General features: G+C 33.7%; 17 protein-coding genes and 2 tRNA genes. 11 read left to right on the forward strand and 8 right to left on the reverse strand.

All coding sequences use genetic code 11. The annotated features are described in order from the left end of the window. Position 1: 1 nt before the first annotated feature. The gene (locus BUB89_RS14040) at positions 2 to 1,144 is read right to left on the reverse strand and encodes a lipoprotein N-acyltransferase Lnb domain-containing protein (protein ID WP_073246092.1); all 1,143 of its coding nucleotides are present in this window, start codon (positions 1,142 to 1,144) and stop codon (positions 2 to 4) included. A 185-nt stretch (positions 1,145 to 1,329) separates the two neighbouring features. Between BUB89_RS14040 and BUB89_RS14045 the strand changes: the two genes are divergently transcribed. Both BUB89_RS14045 and BUB89_RS14050 read left to right on the forward strand, forming a co-directional pair. Then, positions 1,330 to 2,052, forward strand: a complete 723-nt coding sequence (locus BUB89_RS14045; protein ID WP_073246094.1) for a CDP-alcohol phosphatidyltransferase family protein — start codon at positions 1,330 to 1,332, stop codon at positions 2,050 to 2,052. Continuing rightward, on the forward strand, positions 2,036 to 2,899 hold the full coding sequence (locus BUB89_RS14050) for a glycoside hydrolase family 25 protein (protein ID WP_073246096.1): 864 nt from the start codon (positions 2,036 to 2,038) through the stop codon (positions 2,897 to 2,899). The genes BUB89_RS14045 and BUB89_RS14050 overlap by 17 nt, the downstream gene beginning before the upstream one ends. On the opposite strand, the gene BUB89_RS14055 is transcribed toward BUB89_RS14050, so the two are convergent. The 4 genes from BUB89_RS14055 to BUB89_RS14070 form a co-directional block, all read right to left on the reverse strand. After that, positions 2,900 to 3,136: a DUF5808 domain-containing protein gene (locus BUB89_RS14055; RefSeq protein ID WP_073246099.1), complete on the reverse strand. Its 237-nt coding sequence runs from the start codon at positions 3,134 to 3,136 to the stop codon at positions 2,900 to 2,902. Positions 3,137 to 3,189: 53 nt separating this feature from the next. Beyond that, positions 3,190 to 3,930 carry an LPS export ABC transporter ATP-binding protein gene (gene lptB, locus BUB89_RS14060; RefSeq protein WP_073246101.1) on the reverse strand — a complete coding sequence of 247 codons (741 nt, stop codon included), beginning with the start codon at positions 3,928 to 3,930 and terminating at the stop codon, positions 3,190 to 3,192. Between the two features lie 90 nt (positions 3,931 to 4,020). After that, a complete protein-coding gene (gene tatC / locus BUB89_RS14065; protein WP_073246102.1) occupies positions 4,021 to 4,842 on the reverse strand; it encodes a twin-arginine translocase subunit TatC in 822 nt (273 codons plus the stop codon). Continuing rightward, positions 4,842 to 5,807 carry a KpsF/GutQ family sugar-phosphate isomerase gene (locus tag BUB89_RS14070; protein ID WP_073246104.1) on the reverse strand — a complete coding sequence of 322 codons (966 nt, stop codon included), beginning with the start codon at positions 5,805 to 5,807 and terminating at the stop codon, positions 4,842 to 4,844. Before BUB89_RS14070 ends, tatC begins: the two co-directional genes overlap by 1 nt. A gap of 85 nt (positions 5,808 to 5,892) precedes the next feature. On the opposite strand from BUB89_RS14070, the gene BUB89_RS14075 reads away from it, so the two are divergent. Beyond that, positions 5,893 to 8,088, forward strand: coding sequence for an ATP-dependent DNA helicase RecQ (locus tag BUB89_RS14075; protein WP_073246106.1), 2,196 nt, complete (start codon positions 5,893 to 5,895; stop codon positions 8,086 to 8,088). Positions 8,089 to 8,182: 94 nt separating this feature from the next. Here the strand turns inward: BUB89_RS14075 and BUB89_RS14080 are convergent, their stop codons facing one another. Continuing rightward, the gene (locus BUB89_RS14080; protein ID WP_073246108.1) at positions 8,183 to 8,422 is read right to left on the reverse strand and encodes a hypothetical protein; all 240 of its coding nucleotides are present in this window, start codon (positions 8,420 to 8,422) and stop codon (positions 8,183 to 8,185) included. Between the two features lie 145 nt (positions 8,423 to 8,567). Between BUB89_RS14080 and BUB89_RS14085 the strand changes: the two genes are divergently transcribed. Together BUB89_RS14085 and BUB89_RS14090 are read left to right on the forward strand one after the other, a co-directional pair. Next, positions 8,568 to 10,127 carry an NAD(P)/FAD-dependent oxidoreductase gene (locus BUB89_RS14085; protein WP_073246110.1) on the forward strand — a complete coding sequence of 520 codons (1,560 nt, stop codon included), beginning with the start codon at positions 8,568 to 8,570 and terminating at the stop codon, positions 10,125 to 10,127. A gap of 7 nt (positions 10,128 to 10,134) precedes the next feature. Next, positions 10,135 to 11,214 (forward strand): DUF6630 family protein, encoded by a 1,080-nt coding sequence (locus tag BUB89_RS14090; protein WP_073246112.1) that lies wholly within the window; start codon positions 10,135 to 10,137, stop codon positions 11,212 to 11,214. Position 11,215: 1 nt separating this feature from the next. Here the strand turns inward: BUB89_RS14090 and msrA are convergent, their stop codons facing one another. Together msrA and msrB are read right to left on the reverse strand one after the other, a co-directional pair. Next, positions 11,216 to 11,827: a peptide-methionine (S)-S-oxide reductase MsrA gene (gene msrA, locus BUB89_RS14095; protein ID WP_073246114.1), complete on the reverse strand. Its 612-nt coding sequence runs from the start codon at positions 11,825 to 11,827 to the stop codon at positions 11,216 to 11,218. A gap of 70 nt (positions 11,828 to 11,897) precedes the next feature. Further along, entirely contained in the window at positions 11,898 to 12,449 is a 552-nt protein-coding gene (gene msrB / locus BUB89_RS14100) for a peptide-methionine (R)-S-oxide reductase MsrB (RefSeq protein ID WP_073246116.1), read from the reverse strand. A 312-nt stretch (positions 12,450 to 12,761) separates the two neighbouring features. On the opposite strand from msrB, the gene idi reads away from it, so the two are divergent. The 6 genes from idi (at position 12,762) to BUB89_RS14130 (ending at position 15,472) form a co-directional block, all read left to right on the forward strand. Beyond that, a complete protein-coding gene (gene idi, locus BUB89_RS14105; RefSeq protein WP_073246118.1) occupies positions 12,762 to 13,289 on the forward strand; it encodes an isopentenyl-diphosphate Delta-isomerase in 528 nt (175 codons plus the stop codon). Positions 13,290 to 13,320: 31 nt separating this feature from the next. Beyond that, complete coding sequence (locus BUB89_RS14110) at positions 13,321 to 13,731, forward strand: 6-pyruvoyl trahydropterin synthase family protein (protein ID WP_073246120.1); 411 nt, start codon at positions 13,321 to 13,323, stop codon at positions 13,729 to 13,731. A gap of 152 nt (positions 13,732 to 13,883) precedes the next feature. Next, on the forward strand, positions 13,884 to 14,852 hold the full coding sequence (locus tag BUB89_RS14115) for a type I phosphomannose isomerase catalytic subunit (protein WP_073246122.1): 969 nt from the start codon (positions 13,884 to 13,886) through the stop codon (positions 14,850 to 14,852). 57 nt (positions 14,853 to 14,909) lie between these two features. After that, positions 14,910 to 15,176, forward strand: a complete 267-nt coding sequence (locus BUB89_RS14120) for a hypothetical protein (protein WP_073246125.1) — start codon at positions 14,910 to 14,912, stop codon at positions 15,174 to 15,176. 78 nt (positions 15,177 to 15,254) lie between these two features. Then, positions 15,255 to 15,328, forward strand: a tRNA-Thr gene (locus tag BUB89_RS14125). A gap of 70 nt (positions 15,329 to 15,398) precedes the next feature. Further along, positions 15,399 to 15,472, forward strand: a tRNA-Thr gene (locus tag BUB89_RS14130). The last annotated feature ends 88 nt before the right edge of the window (positions 15,473 to 15,560 follow it).

Here is a 15,560-nt window from a genome sequence, read left to right on the forward strand (position 1 = left end):
TTTAAATAATAATCGGAATGGCTTTTCTGTTTTTTAGTATCAGTTGTATTAAAAAATATACTGAAGTAATTAACAATGGCAATACGATAAATAAGTGTGCTTTGTTAAGCAAAACAAAGAGATAAACTACCATTGAAAAAAGATTAAATACCGCCAGTCTATACGTCCATATTTTATTTTTCAAACTATAAAATACCACAAGTACTAACAAAGCAGGATTGAATAAAAGTACATTGTAATTGTTAGCCAGTTCTAAATGATTGGAATAAAAACCCATAAAAATAAAGAACAAGCCCAGCAATCCCATTGTACTGAAAAAACTAATATGGATTTCTTTTTTGTTTAAAATCACTAATAAAGCTAAGAAAATCAAATAGGTATAAATGTTATTCCACCAGGAGACAGGGTGAGTGGGAGCAAAGTGTAAAATGCTGTTATTTTTGGGTGCTAATGGCTGATTTTTATACTTGGTTAATGGTAAACTTTTTTGGAGTTCTGCCGGTAAAAATATTTTGGTTCCCAATGCGTCTACTTTTGTTCCAAAAATAATACTCGTACCTAATTTTTCATAAAAATGATGGTCAAAATAGGGGAATAAAATACTTCTGTAAGTAAGATCAGTATCTGTTTTTTTTGAAATTACTGTAGCTCCTAATGTCTTATTGATAATATCCACAACCATCGAAGTACAGTTTTTATCAATAAATTTATAGGTATAATGGCTGTCTCCTGAAGCTAAGGATGTATTTAGATTTTCAAAAAGTCGTTGTTTCAACTCCAGAGGAATCTGTAATTCCTGCTCATCTACCGAACGATTTTCATAAGCATATTGATTAATGAAATCAGCATAGCGGTTTACAATAGCAAAATACTGAAGGTCGCCTTTGGCAAATTTGGGAACAAAATTAGGCGTGTTAAAATCAAATGCGCCATAATTATAAACAGCATCAACAAAATTAACACTGTCTTTTATCCGGATAGCCGTATGTCCAAAAAGAGAATAGGATTCGTTCCCGGTACCACATGTAATTACGCTTACCGTAGCATCATTAGATAATTGAATATTTTGTGCACGAACAGTACTGAAAATACTGAAAAAGAATAACAGCAATGTCGTTTTTTTTAAAAAGGAAATAGGTGTCATAAAAGAGGTTTTTGCTATTTTTTTTCAAAAGTATCATTTTTTAACGAGCTTATTTCTTTCTTATTTTAAATAATAATGAATAAAATAATCTGTTGAAAATTGATGGAAGAAAAATCGAGGAATTTGAAATAACAAAATGTATTGTATTAAATTTGCGTAGCTATTCCCTAAAATCAAAATAGAAAATGAATATTAAAAAACACATCCCGAACAGCATTACGCTACTGAATCTTTTTTGCGGTTGTATTGCAATGGTTTTTGTAAGCAAACAAAATTTTGAAATTGCTTTTTTCTTTGTTTTTTTAGGGATTTTCTTTGATTTTTTTGATGGTTTTTTTGCACGTTTATTCAAAGTTACCGGGGAACTGGGATTGCAATTGGACTCCTTGGCTGATATGGTTACCAGCGGTGTTGTTCCGGGTTATGTCATGTATTTTTTATTAGAAAATAGTCAGCACGAAATTTCAAGCAGTTCTTTTTTTCCTTTTTTAGGTTTTGTAATTACGATGGGTTCCTGTTATCGTTTAGCTTTTTTTAATATTGATACTCGTCAAACGGATTCGTTTATTGGTTTACCAACTCCGGCTAATTCTTTGTTTATATTGAGTTTGCCATTAGTAATAAGCTATTCTGATTCTTTATTTATACTGGAATTGTTAACAAATCAATGGATTTTGTTACTCATTACGGCTTTCAGTGCTTATATTTTAAATGCCGAAATTCCGTTGTTTTCGTTGAAAATCAAGAAATTTACTTTTAAAGATAATGCGCTCCAAATTAGTTTTTTAACCCTTTCGGTTCTGTTATTAGCCTTTTTTCAATATGCCGGAGTTCCACTGGTTATTATAAGTTATGTGTTGTTATCTGTTGTGAATAATAGGTTTTCTTTAGATGGCAAAACAAAATAACAGACGTCGGACTACGACATACAGAAAGCCGAAGAAGAAGTCTTCAGTAGTATTGAAAAAGACGATTAAAACGGGTGTTATTGTTTTTTTTATAGCTCTTTTTCTTGGAACAGTGTACCATTACAGAGATGGATTAGCTTATTATTTCAGTTTTAAAACCGATAAGGTTTTAGACAAAGAAGCCAGAGCTAAAAAACTTTCGGATGTACGGAATTATCAGGTTTTAGAAAAAAATGAAGCCAAAGCGATTGGGATTGATGTTTCAGAATATCAAGGCGATATTGAATGGGATGCTGTAGAAACTTTAGATAATGATTATAAAATTTCCTTTGTTTTTATCCGTGCTACTGTGGGTGATGACCGATTAGACAAACGATTTAAGGAGAATTGGCTCAAGGCCAAAGAAAATCAGTTGATTCGGGGTGCTTATCATTACTATCGTCCGAATGAGAATTCATTGGAACAAGCCGAACTTTTTATAAAAACAGTCCGCCTTCAAAAAGGCGATTTGCCACCTGTTCTTGATATTGAAAAATTACCCGAAAATCAATCTATTGAACGATTAAAAATTGGACTCAGACGTTGGTTGATTGCAGTAGAAGAGCATTATAAAGTAAAACCCATCATCTACACCGGAGAAAGTTATTATGATGATTTCCTGAAAGAAGAGTTCTCCGATTATTTGTTTTGGATTGCCAATTATAATTTTTACAGGGAAAAATTAGAAGAAGACTGGCTCTTCTGGCAATTCACTGAAAAAGCCACTGTTTCAGGTATCAATGGTAATGTAGATGTGAATATTTTTAATGGCGATTTGCAGCAATTACAGTTTATTACTAAAGAATAATTACTTTATTTTTTCAATTAGTAATACCATAAAAGCGAAGAATAGCAGTATTCCAATTAAATAAAGTACTGATTTTGGATTGGCGAAATTAGTTGTAAAACCCATCCATGCAATTTTTTTAGGAGGAAAAATGCGTTTGTCTTTTGGGTTGTAATAGAAAATTCCATAAATCCAATTGTTTGGATCTTTAGACCATTTTTCTAAAGTTTCTTTACTTGGGTTATTTGGATCTTCCATTTTGTAAAAATTTAATTTTTAACTGCTTTCTAACTTCCAACTTCCCACTTCAATTAAAACTCCAGTTTCTTTTTTCTTAGTTCGAAATTTTGTCCCAAATACACTCTTCTAACCATTTCGTCTTCTACTAATTCTTCGGGTTTTCCGGCTTTTAAAATTCCTCCTTCAAACATTAAGTAGGTTTTATCGGTAATAGCAAGTGTTTCCTGTACGTTGTGGTCTGTAATTAAGATTCCGATATTTTTATTCTTTAACTGGGCTACAATTCTTTGGATATCTTCCACCGCTACAGGGTCAACTCCGGCAAAAGGTTCATCCAGTAAGATGAATTTAGGATCAGTAGCGAGACAACGTGCAATTTCAGTACGACGACGCTCTCCTCCTGAAAGTAAATCGCCACGGTTTGTTCGAATGTGTTCCAGGCTAAATTCGGCTATCAGACTTTCCATTTTTGCAATTTGAGCTTCTTTAGGCAAATTTGTTAATTGCAAAACACTCAAAATGTTGTCTTCAATACTCAGTTTTCTAAATACTGAAGCTTCCTGAGCCAAATATCCAATTCCCTGCTGGGCTCTTTTATACATTGGGTAATGAGTAATATCAGTATTGTCCAGATGGATGCTTCCGGCATTAGGTTTTACTAAACCTACAATCATATAAAAAGAGGTAGTTTTTCCGGCTCCGTTAGGACCTAATAAACCAACAATTTCTCCCTGATTTACTTCGACCGAAATGCCTTTTACAACACTTCTTCCTTTGTACGTTTTTACTAAATTATCGGCTCTTAAAATCATCTTAAGTTGGGTTGTTTGAGTATCTGTTCATTAGATTCTTCGACAAATTAACGAATAACCCAACAAACAAATAAACACATTAACAATTTATTATTTTTTTAGCGCTAAGCCTTTTTCTTTTTTCACCACTAAAACAGAAAGAAAGATACTGGCTTCGTAAATTAATAACATTGGGATAGCAACAATTGTCTGACTCACCACATCAGGAGGAGTAACTATTGCGGCTATAATTAACACCAGTACAATGGCATATTTTCGGTATGTTCTTAAAAAAGCAGGAGTTACCAGTCCCAGTTTAGTCAGGAAATAAATGATGATTGGGAGTTCAAAAAATAATCCGCTGGCTATTACTGATGTTTTTACCATCCCGATATAAGAATCCAAAGTAAATTGGTTAATTACGGTAGGGCTGACAGTAAAAGTTGCGACAAAATTCACTGACATCGGGATCACGACAAAATAGCCGAAAATAACGCCCATAAAAAACAATAAAGAAGAGAAAAAGATAAATACCTTGGCGTTTTTCTTCTCGTTTTGGTACAATGCAGGACTTATAAATTTCCATACTTCCCATAAAATATAAGGAAAACTAAGTATGAACCCAAAAAGCATACAAATCCAGATAAAAACATTTACCTGACCTTCCATTTGTGTGTTCTGGATGATAAAAGGCATCTCGGTAATACAAATACTCTCTGCAAAACCCAGTTGATGTGATAATTCGCAAAAATAAACATAGGTGAAAAAACCAGGCCGGGTAGGTCCAAAAATGACAGTGTCAAATAAGTAATCACTAATAAAATAGGTTACTATTGCCATTATTATTACTGCGATAGTGCTTCGGACTAATAACCATCTTAAATCTTCAAGATGATCTAAAAACGACATTTCGTTTGTGTTTTTTTTTGCCATTATAGAATTCCTTCTTTTAGTATGTCATGTAAATGTAACACTCCTTTGTATTCCTCATTATCAATAACAATAAGTTGGGTGATAGAGTGGTTTTCCAAAATTTGTAAGGCGTCGATTGCCATAGTGTCTGATGAGGTTGATTTAGGATTTTTGGTCATGATATCTTTTGCAGTTAAATCTGTAAAAGAATCTCTGTCATTCAGCATTCTTCTAATATCACCATCCGTAATAATTCCTACTACTTTGTTGTTTTCTACAACCGCTGTTACACCAAGTCTTTTTTCGGATATTTCAAAAATAACTTTTTTTACAGCTGTATCCGGACTTACTGTTGGTTTTAAACTGTGCTCGATCAAGTCTTTTACCCGGAGTAAAAGTTTCTTGCCAAGCGCTCCTCCCGGATGGTATTTAGCAAAATCTTCTGCTTTAAAATCACGCATTTCCATTAAACAAATAGCTAGTGCATCGCCCATTACTAATTGAGCAGTAGTACTGTTTGTAGGAGCTAAATTAATAGGGCAGGCTTCGGCGGCAACTGTGGTGTTTAAAACGTAATCTGATTGTTGGGCTAAAAATGAACTGCTGTTTCCGCTGATTCCTATTAACTGATTTCCATCTCTTTTTAACAGCGGAATAAGTGCTTTGATTTCGGGACTGTTTCCGCTTTTAGATATGCAGATAATAACATCGTCTTTTTGAATCATTCCCAAATCACCATGGATGGCTTCGGCGGCATGAAGAAACATCGAAGGTGTTCCTGTAGAATTGAATGTAGCTACCATTTTCTGACCGATGATGGCGCTTTTTCCAATCCCGGTAACCACCAGCCGACCTTTGGATTGAAAGATAATTTCTACAGCTCTGGAAAAATTTTCATCTAAGTAGTCAATTAGTTTTACAATTGCTTCACTTTCAGATAATATGGTTTTTTTGGCAACAGCCAATATATTTTCTTTGGATATCAAAACAGAATGTTTAAAATTTGTGTGTGTAAAAGAAATTTGTATCTTTATGTGATGCAAATTTATACAAAATACCAGATAATAAAGAATGAATTCAAACGAAATTGATATCCATAAAGAATTAAAAAAATATTTTGGCTTTAGTCAATTTAAGGGATTACAGGAGCAAGTGATTACAAGCTTAATGAATAAGCAAAATACATTTGTGATAATGCCTACAGGTGGAGGGAAATCATTATGTTATCAGTTGCCTGCTTTAATTCAGGAAGGGACAGCTGTGGTAGTTTCTCCATTAATTGCTTTAATGAAAAATCAGGTAGATGCGATACGAAGTTTGTCTTCAGAAAATGGCATCGCCCATGTTTTAAATTCTTCTTTGACAAAAACCGAAATAGCTCAGGTTAAAAAAGATATTACTTCGGGATTAACCAAATTATTGTATGTCGCTCCGGAATCATTGACAAAGGAAGAAAATGTCAGTTTCCTGAAAAGTGTTACCATTTCTTTTGTTGCTATCGATGAAGCACATTGTATCTCTGAATGGGGACATGATTTTAGACCCGAATATCGAAATCTTAAAAATATAATCAAACAAATAGGTGAGGTGCCGGTTATAGGTCTTACCGCTACGGCAACTCCAAAAGTACAGGAAGATATTCTGAAAAATCTGGATATGTCTAATGCTACTACTTTTAAAGCCTCTTTTAACAGGCCTAATTTGTATTATGAAGTACGCACTAAGACTAAAAATGTTGAATCAGATATTATTCGGTTTATTCGTCAGCATAAAGGGAAATCAGGTGTTATTTATTGTTTAAGCCGAAAAAAAGTAGAAGCAATTGCCGAAGTACTAAAAGTAAACGGTATTAGTGCTGTTCCTTATCATGCAGGACTGGATGCTAAAACCAGGGCCAAACATCAGGATATGTTTTTGATGGAAGATGTAGAAGTGGTGGTGGCTACCATTGCATTTGGAATGGGAATTGATAAACCCGATGTGCGTTTTGTAATTCACCACGATATTCCTAAATCTCTGGAAAGTTATTATCAGGAAACAGGCCGTGCCGGACGTGATGGAGGCGAAGGACATTGTCTGGCTTATTATTCTTATAAGGACGTAGAGAAATTAGAGAAATTCATGTCAGGTAAACCGGTTGCTGAACAGGAAATAGGTTTTGCTTTGTTGCAGGAAGTTGTGGCTTATGCCGAAACGTCAATGTCAAGAAGGAAATTTTTACTGCATTATTTTGGTGAAGAATTCGACAGCGAGACCGGTGAAGGAGCCGATATGGATGACAATGTCAGAAATCCGAAGACAAAAGTTGAGGCCCAGAAAGAAGTGGTTCAGTTGCTCGAAGTAGTGCGCGATACCAAACATTTATATAAATCTAAAGAAATTGTTTTTACATTAATAGGTCGGGTCAATGCAGTAATTAAAGCACATCGTACGGATTCTCAGTCGTTTTTTGGTTGTGGTGCAGCTCATGACGAGAAATACTGGATGGCCTTGCTGAGACAGGTTTTAGTAGAAGGATATTTGTCAAAAGACATCGAAACTTACGGGATTGTAAAGATTACCCAAAAAGGATTGGATTTTATTGCTAATCCAAGCTCTTTTATGATGTCTGAGGATCATGAGTATAATGATGCAGAAGATGAAGCTATTGTAACTGCTGCAAAATCAGCCGGTACTGCTGATGAGGCTTTAATGGAGATGCTGCGTGATTTGCGTAAAAAAGTAGCCAAGAAATTAGGAGTTCCGCCTTTTGTGGTGTTTCAGGAGCCTTCCTTGGAAGATATGGCTTTGAAATATCCTATCTCACAAGCAGAATTGATTAATATTCATGGTGTAGGGGAAGGAAAGGCTAAGAAATATGGTACCGAATTTATTGCCTTAATTAATCGTTATGTAGAGGATAATGACATTATCCGTCCAGATGATTTGGTGGTGAAATCTACAGGTATTAATTCGGCTAATAAGCTTTATATTATTCAGAATATCGATCGCAAATTATCCTTAGATGATATTGCTAAAGCAAAAGGCTTAACAATGGATGCTTTGATTAAAGAAATGGAGCAAATTGTATATGCGGGAACCAAGCTGAATATTAAATACTGGATTGATGATATGCTTGATGAAGACCAGCAGGAAGAAATTCACGATTATTTTATGGAATCCAAAACCGATAAAATAGAGGAAGCCTTAAAGGAATTTGAAGGCGATTATGATATTGACGAACTACGGTTAATGCGTATCAAATTTATAAGTGAAGTAGCAAACTAAGATTTTAGAATGTAGACTTCAGAATTTGGATTTCAGATTAATATTGTAAACTATTAATCTGAAATCTTTTTTTTGTCTTCTGCTTTCTGAGAACTTAATTCTGATAGATTTCCCCGCGATGTGGTTTCAAAGCATCACGCACCTGAATCATGTTTTCATCGGTTACAACCATAAAAGCGATAGCCTGCATTTCGCCCTGAATTTCAAATCCGGTAATGTTTAAGGGCAATTTTTCAATAGCAATATATTCTTTTAGATGAATTTCGTGATGTTCCGCTGTTTTGGCAGCTGCAGGGCCACGGAAATCCCAAATCAATTTTATTTTTCTGGACATTTTTTTAGGTACAAAGTTTAAAAGAAGCAAAGGTACGAAGTCTATTTTAAAATGGATTTTACATTAAAGAACTAATTTCAGTTCAAAATGTTATTTTTGCAACTTCTTTTCATAAATAGAAAAGCCAATTGATAAATAAGATACCATGCCAAAAGAACTTTTACTTCAGGTAACACCGGAAATTGCTGCAAATGAATTGTTGCTTAAAGACTATTTGTCCAAACAGATAAAAGTTACTCCCGAAGAAATTCAGCATGTTAGTATTTTAAAACGTTCTATTGATGCACGTCAAAAAGCGGTTAAAATCAATTTGAAAGTGCTTATTTATTTAAAAGGAGAAGCTTTTCAGGAAAATTTTCTTCAACTGCCTGATTATCCTAATGTCTCGAATGCTCAGGAGGTAATTGTTGTAGGTGCCGGTCCTGCAGGATTGTTTGCAGCTTTGCAATTGATAGAATTAGGTTTAAAACCAATAGTTGTCGAACGCGGGAAAGACGTTCGTGGTCGTCGTCGTGATCTAAAAGCTATTAATCGCGATCATATTGTTGATGAAGATTCTAATTATTGTTTTGGGGAAGGTGGCGCCGGAACTTACTCAGACGGCAAATTATACACCCGTTCTAAGAAAAGAGGCGATGTCAACCGCATTTTAGAATTATTGGTAGCTTTTGGTGCTACTCCCGATATTCTGGTAGATGCACATCCGCACATTGGAACAAATAAATTACCAAAGATTATCGAAGACATTCGTGATAAAATAAGGGAATGTGGTGGTCAGGTTTTGTTTGAAACCCGGGTAACTGATATTCTGATAAAAAATAATGAAGTTGAAGGAATCGTAACTCAAAACGGAGATCGAATTCTTGCAAGCAAATTAGTTTTGGCTACGGGACATTCGGCCAGAGATATTTTTGAATTATTAGATCGAAAAAAAATATTTATAGAGGCAAAACCTTTTGCTTTAGGCGTCAGAGCCGAACATCCGCAATCCTTAATTGACAGTATTCAGTATAGTTGCGATTATCGTGGCGAACTGCTGCCGCCCGCGCCTTATAGTATTGTAAAACAAGTAGGAGGTCGCGGAATGTATTCTTTTTGTATGTGTCCGGGAGGTGTAATTGCACCTTGTGCTACAAGTCCGGGTGAAGTTGTTACAAATGGCTGGTCTCCTTCTAAAAGAGATCAGGCTACTGCCAATTCAGGAATTGTAATCGAATTAAAATTAGAAGATTTTAAACCTTTTGCTAAATTTGGTGCTTTGGCAGGAATGGAATTTCAAAAAAGTATTGAGCAAAAAGCGTGGCATCTGGCAGGTCAGACGCAAAAAGTTCCTGCTCAAAAAATGATTGATTTTACCCAGTCTAAAATTTCGAAAGAAATACCTAAAACATCGTATGTTCCCGGAACAACTTCCGTTGAGCTAGGGCAGGTTTTTCCGGGTTTTTTAACCCAGATTTTGCGTGAAGGTTTTACTGCTTTTGGAAAATCCATGCGAGGGTATTTAACGAATGAAGCTGTTCTTCATGCACCGGAATCCAGAACATCATCACCTGTCAGAATCCCAAGGGACGGAATAACATTAGAACATTTACAAATAAAAGGCTTGTATCCTTGCGGAGAAGGAGCAGGTTATGCCGGCGGGATTATTTCGGCAGCTATTGATGGTGAAAAATGCGCTTTGATGATTGCAGAATCTTTAAAATGATGTTATTATGAAAAAGTTTTTGTCTTCATTATTTAACAGCAAAGCAAAAGAAAATGATTCGGTAATTACGTTTGAAATTTTAGATAAAATCTATTCTTATTTGTATTACGAAAATTCAAATGTAAGTTTTAAACAAAAAGGTTTTTTTGATAAAATTTACGTTAACAGATACAATTTTCCGGACTCATTTGATAACCCTAAAAAGAAAAGTGAGGTTAAAAGTTGTGGGTATTCCTCAGTTTATCAGGTTTTGAATGAGCTCTTTTCTAAGATAGATATTGATCCACTTTCTCAGGATTTGATTGATGAAAATTATCCTGTTGATTTTATTCATATTCAATTTTTTAGTAATACTAAGGGAATGAATGCGGTTACAAAAAATATTTTACAAAATTTCATTATCTTTTTTTGTTGTGATAACGGTAGTGTTGATTCCAACAGTTTTAGAATTTTGTACTCTAATAACCGCTATTTTACTTTTTTTATTAGAAATCTTCTTGACACTAAATATATTAAAAACAACATACCGGAAATAGATATTGAAAAAATCGCTTTTAAAGATTTTGAAACTGTTTTAATCGGTATATGTCAGCATTTGGGAATTGAATTACCTAAAACTATTGCCTGTCCGAATTTATTGTTTGAAGAAGTTACACAAGCGCATTTTGAAGAATTTTCGAATCTGATTACCAGAAATGAAATTGCTGACGAAAGCATCAAAAAGCAATCAAAAAATATGTTCAGTAAGTATAAAAAAGCTGCTGAGGAATATGATTTTCTTGAAAATAATTTCGAGTTTTTAGAGCATGTAAATTGTTGGAACAGCGATTGGAAATTTTCTGCTGACGATGTTACGTATTTTATTTCTGAAATTATTAATCAGGAATTTATATTTGATTATCCTGAAGAAACATACAGTCACGACCTTTTTCCTTACATACAAAAAGCATTGGCAAAATTAGATTTAGCGCTAATGAGTTTTGATACGCAAGGAGATAATTATCTGTTTTTTGTAGTTAATAAAAAAGAGATAGATAGAGTTGTAGAACTCTCGCAAATTATTGGGGTTTCTATAGATGAATTATAAATTATTTTTTTAATTTATCTTTAAAAACCTTTTCAAATTTTTCTAATTTAGGCTGGATTACCAGTCGGCAATAGGGTTTGTTTTTATTAAATGCATAATAATCCTGATGGTAATCCTCAGCTTCATAAAATTTAGTAAACGGCTCTACCTTAGTAACAATAGGATTGTCATAAGCTTTAGCTTTGTTTAAAGCGGTAATTATATCCTGGGCTGATTTTTTTTGCATCTCATTTCGGTAAAAAATGGAAGATCGGTATTGTGTTCCCACATCGGCACCCTGACGATTTAAAGTAGTAGGATCGTGAACAGTAAAAAAGACTTTTAAAATCTCCTCTAAATTGGTTTTAGTTTTGTCAAAAGTGATTTGGACTACTTCGGCATGTCCTGTTTTTCCTGTACAAACTTCTTCATAGCTTGGATTCACTGTTTTACCTCCCGAAAATCCGGAAACTACAGTTTTAACTCCTTCAAGGTTTTCAAAAATAGCTTCCACACACCAATAGCAGCCTGCTCCAAGTGTTATGGTTTCAAGATTAGAATTATTTTTTTTCGAATTATTTTGCCCTGTCATACTTAATGAAAGTAATAGTGCTAATAAAAATATCTTTTTCATGTTTAAACTTATTGGTATGTTGTAATTTACAACTAATTATAGGATAATTGTTTTGGTATTGAGGCAGGAGTTATTTAGCATCAGGAATAAAATCAAGTGCAATGGAATTCATGCAATATCTTTTTCCTGTTGGAGGCGGACCGTCATCAAAAAGGTGTCCTAAATGTCCGTCACATCTTCCGCACAATACTTCTATCCGTTCCATGTTGTAGGAATAATCGTTTTTGTAAGTGACGCTTTTTTTATTTTCCTGTTCAAAAAAACTAGGCCACCCACAGCTGCTTGAAAACTTAGCAGTAGATCGGAATAATAAATTACCGCAGGAAGCACAATAATAGGTTCCCTTGTCTTCAGTATTCCAATATTTTCCTGTAAAAGCCCTTTCAGTCTCGGCTTCTCGCATTACTAAATAAACATCTTCAGGTAGTACCTTTTTCCACTCAGCATCACTTAGTTTTAATTTGGTTGTATCGGTATTAGAATAATAAGGATTGCCGGGTTTACTGATTTTATTTGCTGTTATTTTACTTTCTTGTACCGACTGTTTTTTTGTTTGTCCGCAAGCTGTAAAAATAAACAGTGGTACTATAAAAAGTATATTTATCAAAGAATTTGTTTTCATTTTTTTTAGGTATTAAATGTTGCTTATGATTTTTTTAAACGATAAACTTCTGATACATACAAAGATAGTTAGCGAATTAGGCTTTTAATGTCACTTACTTTACAATTTAACAGCTATTTATAGGTTGTTTAACTCTTTATATTTACGTTGAAATTTGTTTTTTGGTTTAAAATGAATTTAATAAAGTAAATAATAAGTTACAAATTTAAAATTTTTTATGCCCATTTTTTTTGCTTTTTAATTTCGAAAGAGAACGTTAAAGCATGAAGGTTTCTTTATCTTTTTTGTATTTTTGTCTAGCTATAAAAAAATATGACAGAAGAGAACGTAATACTGGTTAATGAAAAGGATGAGCAAATTGGCTTAATGCCAAAGTTAGAAGCTCATGAGAAAGCGGTATTACACCGTGCTTTTTCGGTTTTTATATTAAATGATAAAAATGAACTGATGTTGCAACAACGTGCACATCATAAATACCACTCCCCATTGTTGTGGACAAATACCTGTTGCAGTCATCAGCGTGAAGGCGAGACCAATCTTAAGGCAGGAAACCGAAGACTGATGGAAGAAATGGGATTCCGGACAGAACTTAAAGAATTATTTCATTTTATTTATAAAGCTCCATTTGATAACGGATTAACTGAGCATGAGTTAGATCATGTAATGATAGGTTATTATAATGAAAATCCGGTTATCAATCCTGAAGAAGCAGAATCCTGGAAATGGATGGGTATTGAAGCAGTAAAAGAGGATATTTTGATCCATCCGGATAATTATACGGTCTGGTTTAAAATTATTTTCGATGAGTTTTATCATTATTTAGAAGAGCATACCGTTTAAATAATAATTTTTTTGAATCTAAAACAGGATTATGATAGTAACAATAAGTAGAAAAGCCCATTTTAATGCAGCGCATCGTTTGTATCGCAAAGATTGGACTTTTGAGCAAAATGATGCTGTATTTGGTAAATGTAATAATCCTAATTTTCACGGTCATAATTATGAATTAATAGTAAGTGTAACCGGGGCAGTTGATCCTGAAACAGGTTTTGTTATGGATGCTAAAGTTTTGGCAGCTATCATTAAAGAAGAAGTAGAAGATCCTTTTGATCATAAAAATCTAAATGTAGATGTAGCGGAGTTTGAAAATTTGAATCCTACTGCCGAAAATATTGCTGTAGTGATTTGGAATAAAATCAGAAAAAAAATAGCATCAAAATTTGAATTAGAAGTGGTTTTGTATGAAACACCACGCAATTTTGTAACTTATAAAGGATTGTAAGCTTGTTTTAAAATAATATGATAATTTTTCTCTGTATTGAAAAAGTATTGTTGAATTGAAAATTGATTGTATAATCTATATAAATGATTTAAAAGTACTTGTCTTCAGGCGAGCACTATCTTTACTTTTGTTTTAATAAAAAATATATAAAAATGATAAATAATATATACCCGATGCAATTTGAGCCTATTCTGAAAGACAGAATCTGGGGAGGAGAAAAATTAAAAACCGTACTTAATAAATCTATTACATCATCTACAACAGGCGAAAGTTGGGAGTTGTCAACTGTTGAAGGAGATGTGAGTGTGATTTCCAATGGAGTTTTAAAAGGAAAATCATTGCTTGAAGTAATTGATGAAATTCCTAATGAACTATTAGGAACAGCGGTTTATAAAAAATTTGGAAAGCAATTCCCGTTACTTTTTAAATATTTAGATGCCCGTGAAGATTTATCCATTCAGGTTCATCCTAATGATAAACTGGCTAAGGAACGTCATAATTCTTTTGGTAAAACAGAAATGTGGTACATCATGCAGGCGGATACTGATGCCAGAATTATAGTGGGTTTTAAAGAAAAGTCTAATGCTGATGAATATGTGAAGAATCTGGAGAATAAAACCCTGCTTTCTATTCTTGATGATGTAAAAGTAAAATCAGGAGATGTGTTTTTTCTAGAAACTGGAACTGTTCATGCTATCGGAGCGGGATTAGTAGTGGCTGAGATTCAGCAGACTTCTGATATTACGTATCGTATTTACGATTTTGACAGAGTAGATGCTAATGGGAATGGACGTGAATTGCATATTGATTTGGCCTTAGATGCTATTAATTATGAAAAGGTAGACACTTATAAACAATATGATAAAGTGAGTAATCAATCAAATGAAGTGGTTGATTGTCCTTATTTTACAACTAATTTTATTCCTTTGGATGGAGAACTTTTAGCAAAAAAATCAGGAGATACATTTACTGTTTATATGTGTGTGGAAGGTAGTTTTGAAATAGAATGTAATGGTGTTCAGTATACTTATAAAAAAGGAGATACGGTTTTGATTCCTGCAGCTGTAAGTGAGTTGGTTTTGAGTGGAAAAGCTTCTGTTTTAGAAATTTACATTTCATAGTGACTAATAAAAAGTTTATGTGTACTTTTGCAAACGCAAATTAAAATTAAAATAAAAATGGCAAACGTTAAGAATTTAAAGAAAGACATCAATTACGTTTTAGGAGATATTATTGAAGCAGTTTACTTATTTGAAATTTCAACTACAGGAAAACCAACAGAAGAAACGAACAATTTAATTGATGAAGCTATTGCTGCTTTTGATAATTTAATTGCAAAAGTGAATGCTAAGAATGTTGAAAATAAGAAAGCGCATTTCAAACAAATCAATGTAGAATTGGAACAAACTGCTAATCAATTGATTGCTAAAATCAACGAATTGTAGTAAAAAAAAGGTCAAAAAAAGTTTGAAATTATTTTGGAATAACAAAATACAGACTTATATTTGCACCCGTAATGAGACGCCAGCGTAGCTCAGTTGGCTAGAGCAGCTGATTTGTAATCAGCAGGTCGTGGGTTCGAGTCCCTCCGCCGGCTCAAAAAACCATCTATATTTTAGGTGGTTTTTTATTTAAATTGACGCTTCATTACAAAAACATATTGAGTCGCCAGCGTAGCTCAGTTGGCTAGAGCAGCTGATTTGTAATCAGCAGGTCGTGGGTTCGAGTCCCTCCGCCGGCTCAAAATAAAACCACTTAAGAAATTAGGTGGTTTTTTGTTTTTAGGGCTTTATGAAATTTGGTGAAAAACACAAAAAAATGCCGTCTAA

This window comes from Flavobacterium flevense, from assembly GCF_900142775.1.
GTDB classification, from domain to species: domain Bacteria; phylum Bacteroidota; class Bacteroidia; order Flavobacteriales; family Flavobacteriaceae; genus Flavobacterium; species Flavobacterium flevense.

Excerpts from the sequence above, each read along its gene's own strand:
- BUB89_RS14040 (WP_073246092.1), bottom strand. The coding sequence starts at position 1,144 with ATGACACCTATTTCCTTTTTAAAAAAAACGACATTGCTGTTATTCTTT.
- BUB89_RS14045 (WP_073246094.1), top strand. The coding sequence starts at position 1,330 with ATGAATATTAAAAAACACATCCCGAACAGCATTACGCTACTGAATCTT.
- BUB89_RS14050 (WP_073246096.1), top strand. The coding sequence starts at position 2,036 with ATGGCAAAACAAAATAACAGACGTCGGACTACGACATACAGAAAGCCG.
- BUB89_RS14055 (WP_073246099.1), bottom strand. The coding sequence starts at position 3,136 with ATGGAAGATCCAAATAACCCAAGTAAAGAAACTTTAGAAAAATGGTCT.
- lptB (WP_073246101.1), bottom strand. The coding sequence starts at position 3,930 with ATGATTTTAAGAGCCGATAATTTAGTAAAAACGTACAAAGGAAGAAGT.
- tatC (WP_073246102.1), bottom strand. The coding sequence starts at position 4,842 with ATGGCAAAAAAAAACACAAACGAAATGTCGTTTTTAGATCATCTTGAA.
- BUB89_RS14075 (WP_073246106.1), top strand. The coding sequence starts at position 5,893 with ATGAATTCAAACGAAATTGATATCCATAAAGAATTAAAAAAATATTTT.
- BUB89_RS14080 (WP_073246108.1), bottom strand. The coding sequence starts at position 8,422 with ATGTCCAGAAAAATAAAATTGATTTGGGATTTCCGTGGCCCTGCAGCT.
- BUB89_RS14085 (WP_073246110.1), top strand. The coding sequence starts at position 8,568 with ATGCCAAAAGAACTTTTACTTCAGGTAACACCGGAAATTGCTGCAAAT.
- BUB89_RS14090 (WP_073246112.1), top strand. The coding sequence starts at position 10,135 with ATGAAAAAGTTTTTGTCTTCATTATTTAACAGCAAAGCAAAAGAAAAT.
- msrA (WP_073246114.1), bottom strand. The coding sequence starts at position 11,827 with ATGAAAAAGATATTTTTATTAGCACTATTACTTTCATTAAGTATGACA.
- msrB (WP_073246116.1), bottom strand. The coding sequence starts at position 12,449 with ATGAAAACAAATTCTTTGATAAATATACTTTTTATAGTACCACTGTTT.
- idi (WP_073246118.1), top strand. The coding sequence starts at position 12,762 with ATGACAGAAGAGAACGTAATACTGGTTAATGAAAAGGATGAGCAAATT.
- BUB89_RS14110 (WP_073246120.1), top strand. The coding sequence starts at position 13,321 with ATGATAGTAACAATAAGTAGAAAAGCCCATTTTAATGCAGCGCATCGT.
- BUB89_RS14115 (WP_073246122.1), top strand. The coding sequence starts at position 13,884 with ATGATAAATAATATATACCCGATGCAATTTGAGCCTATTCTGAAAGAC.
- BUB89_RS14120 (WP_073246125.1), top strand. The coding sequence starts at position 14,910 with ATGGCAAACGTTAAGAATTTAAAGAAAGACATCAATTACGTTTTAGGA.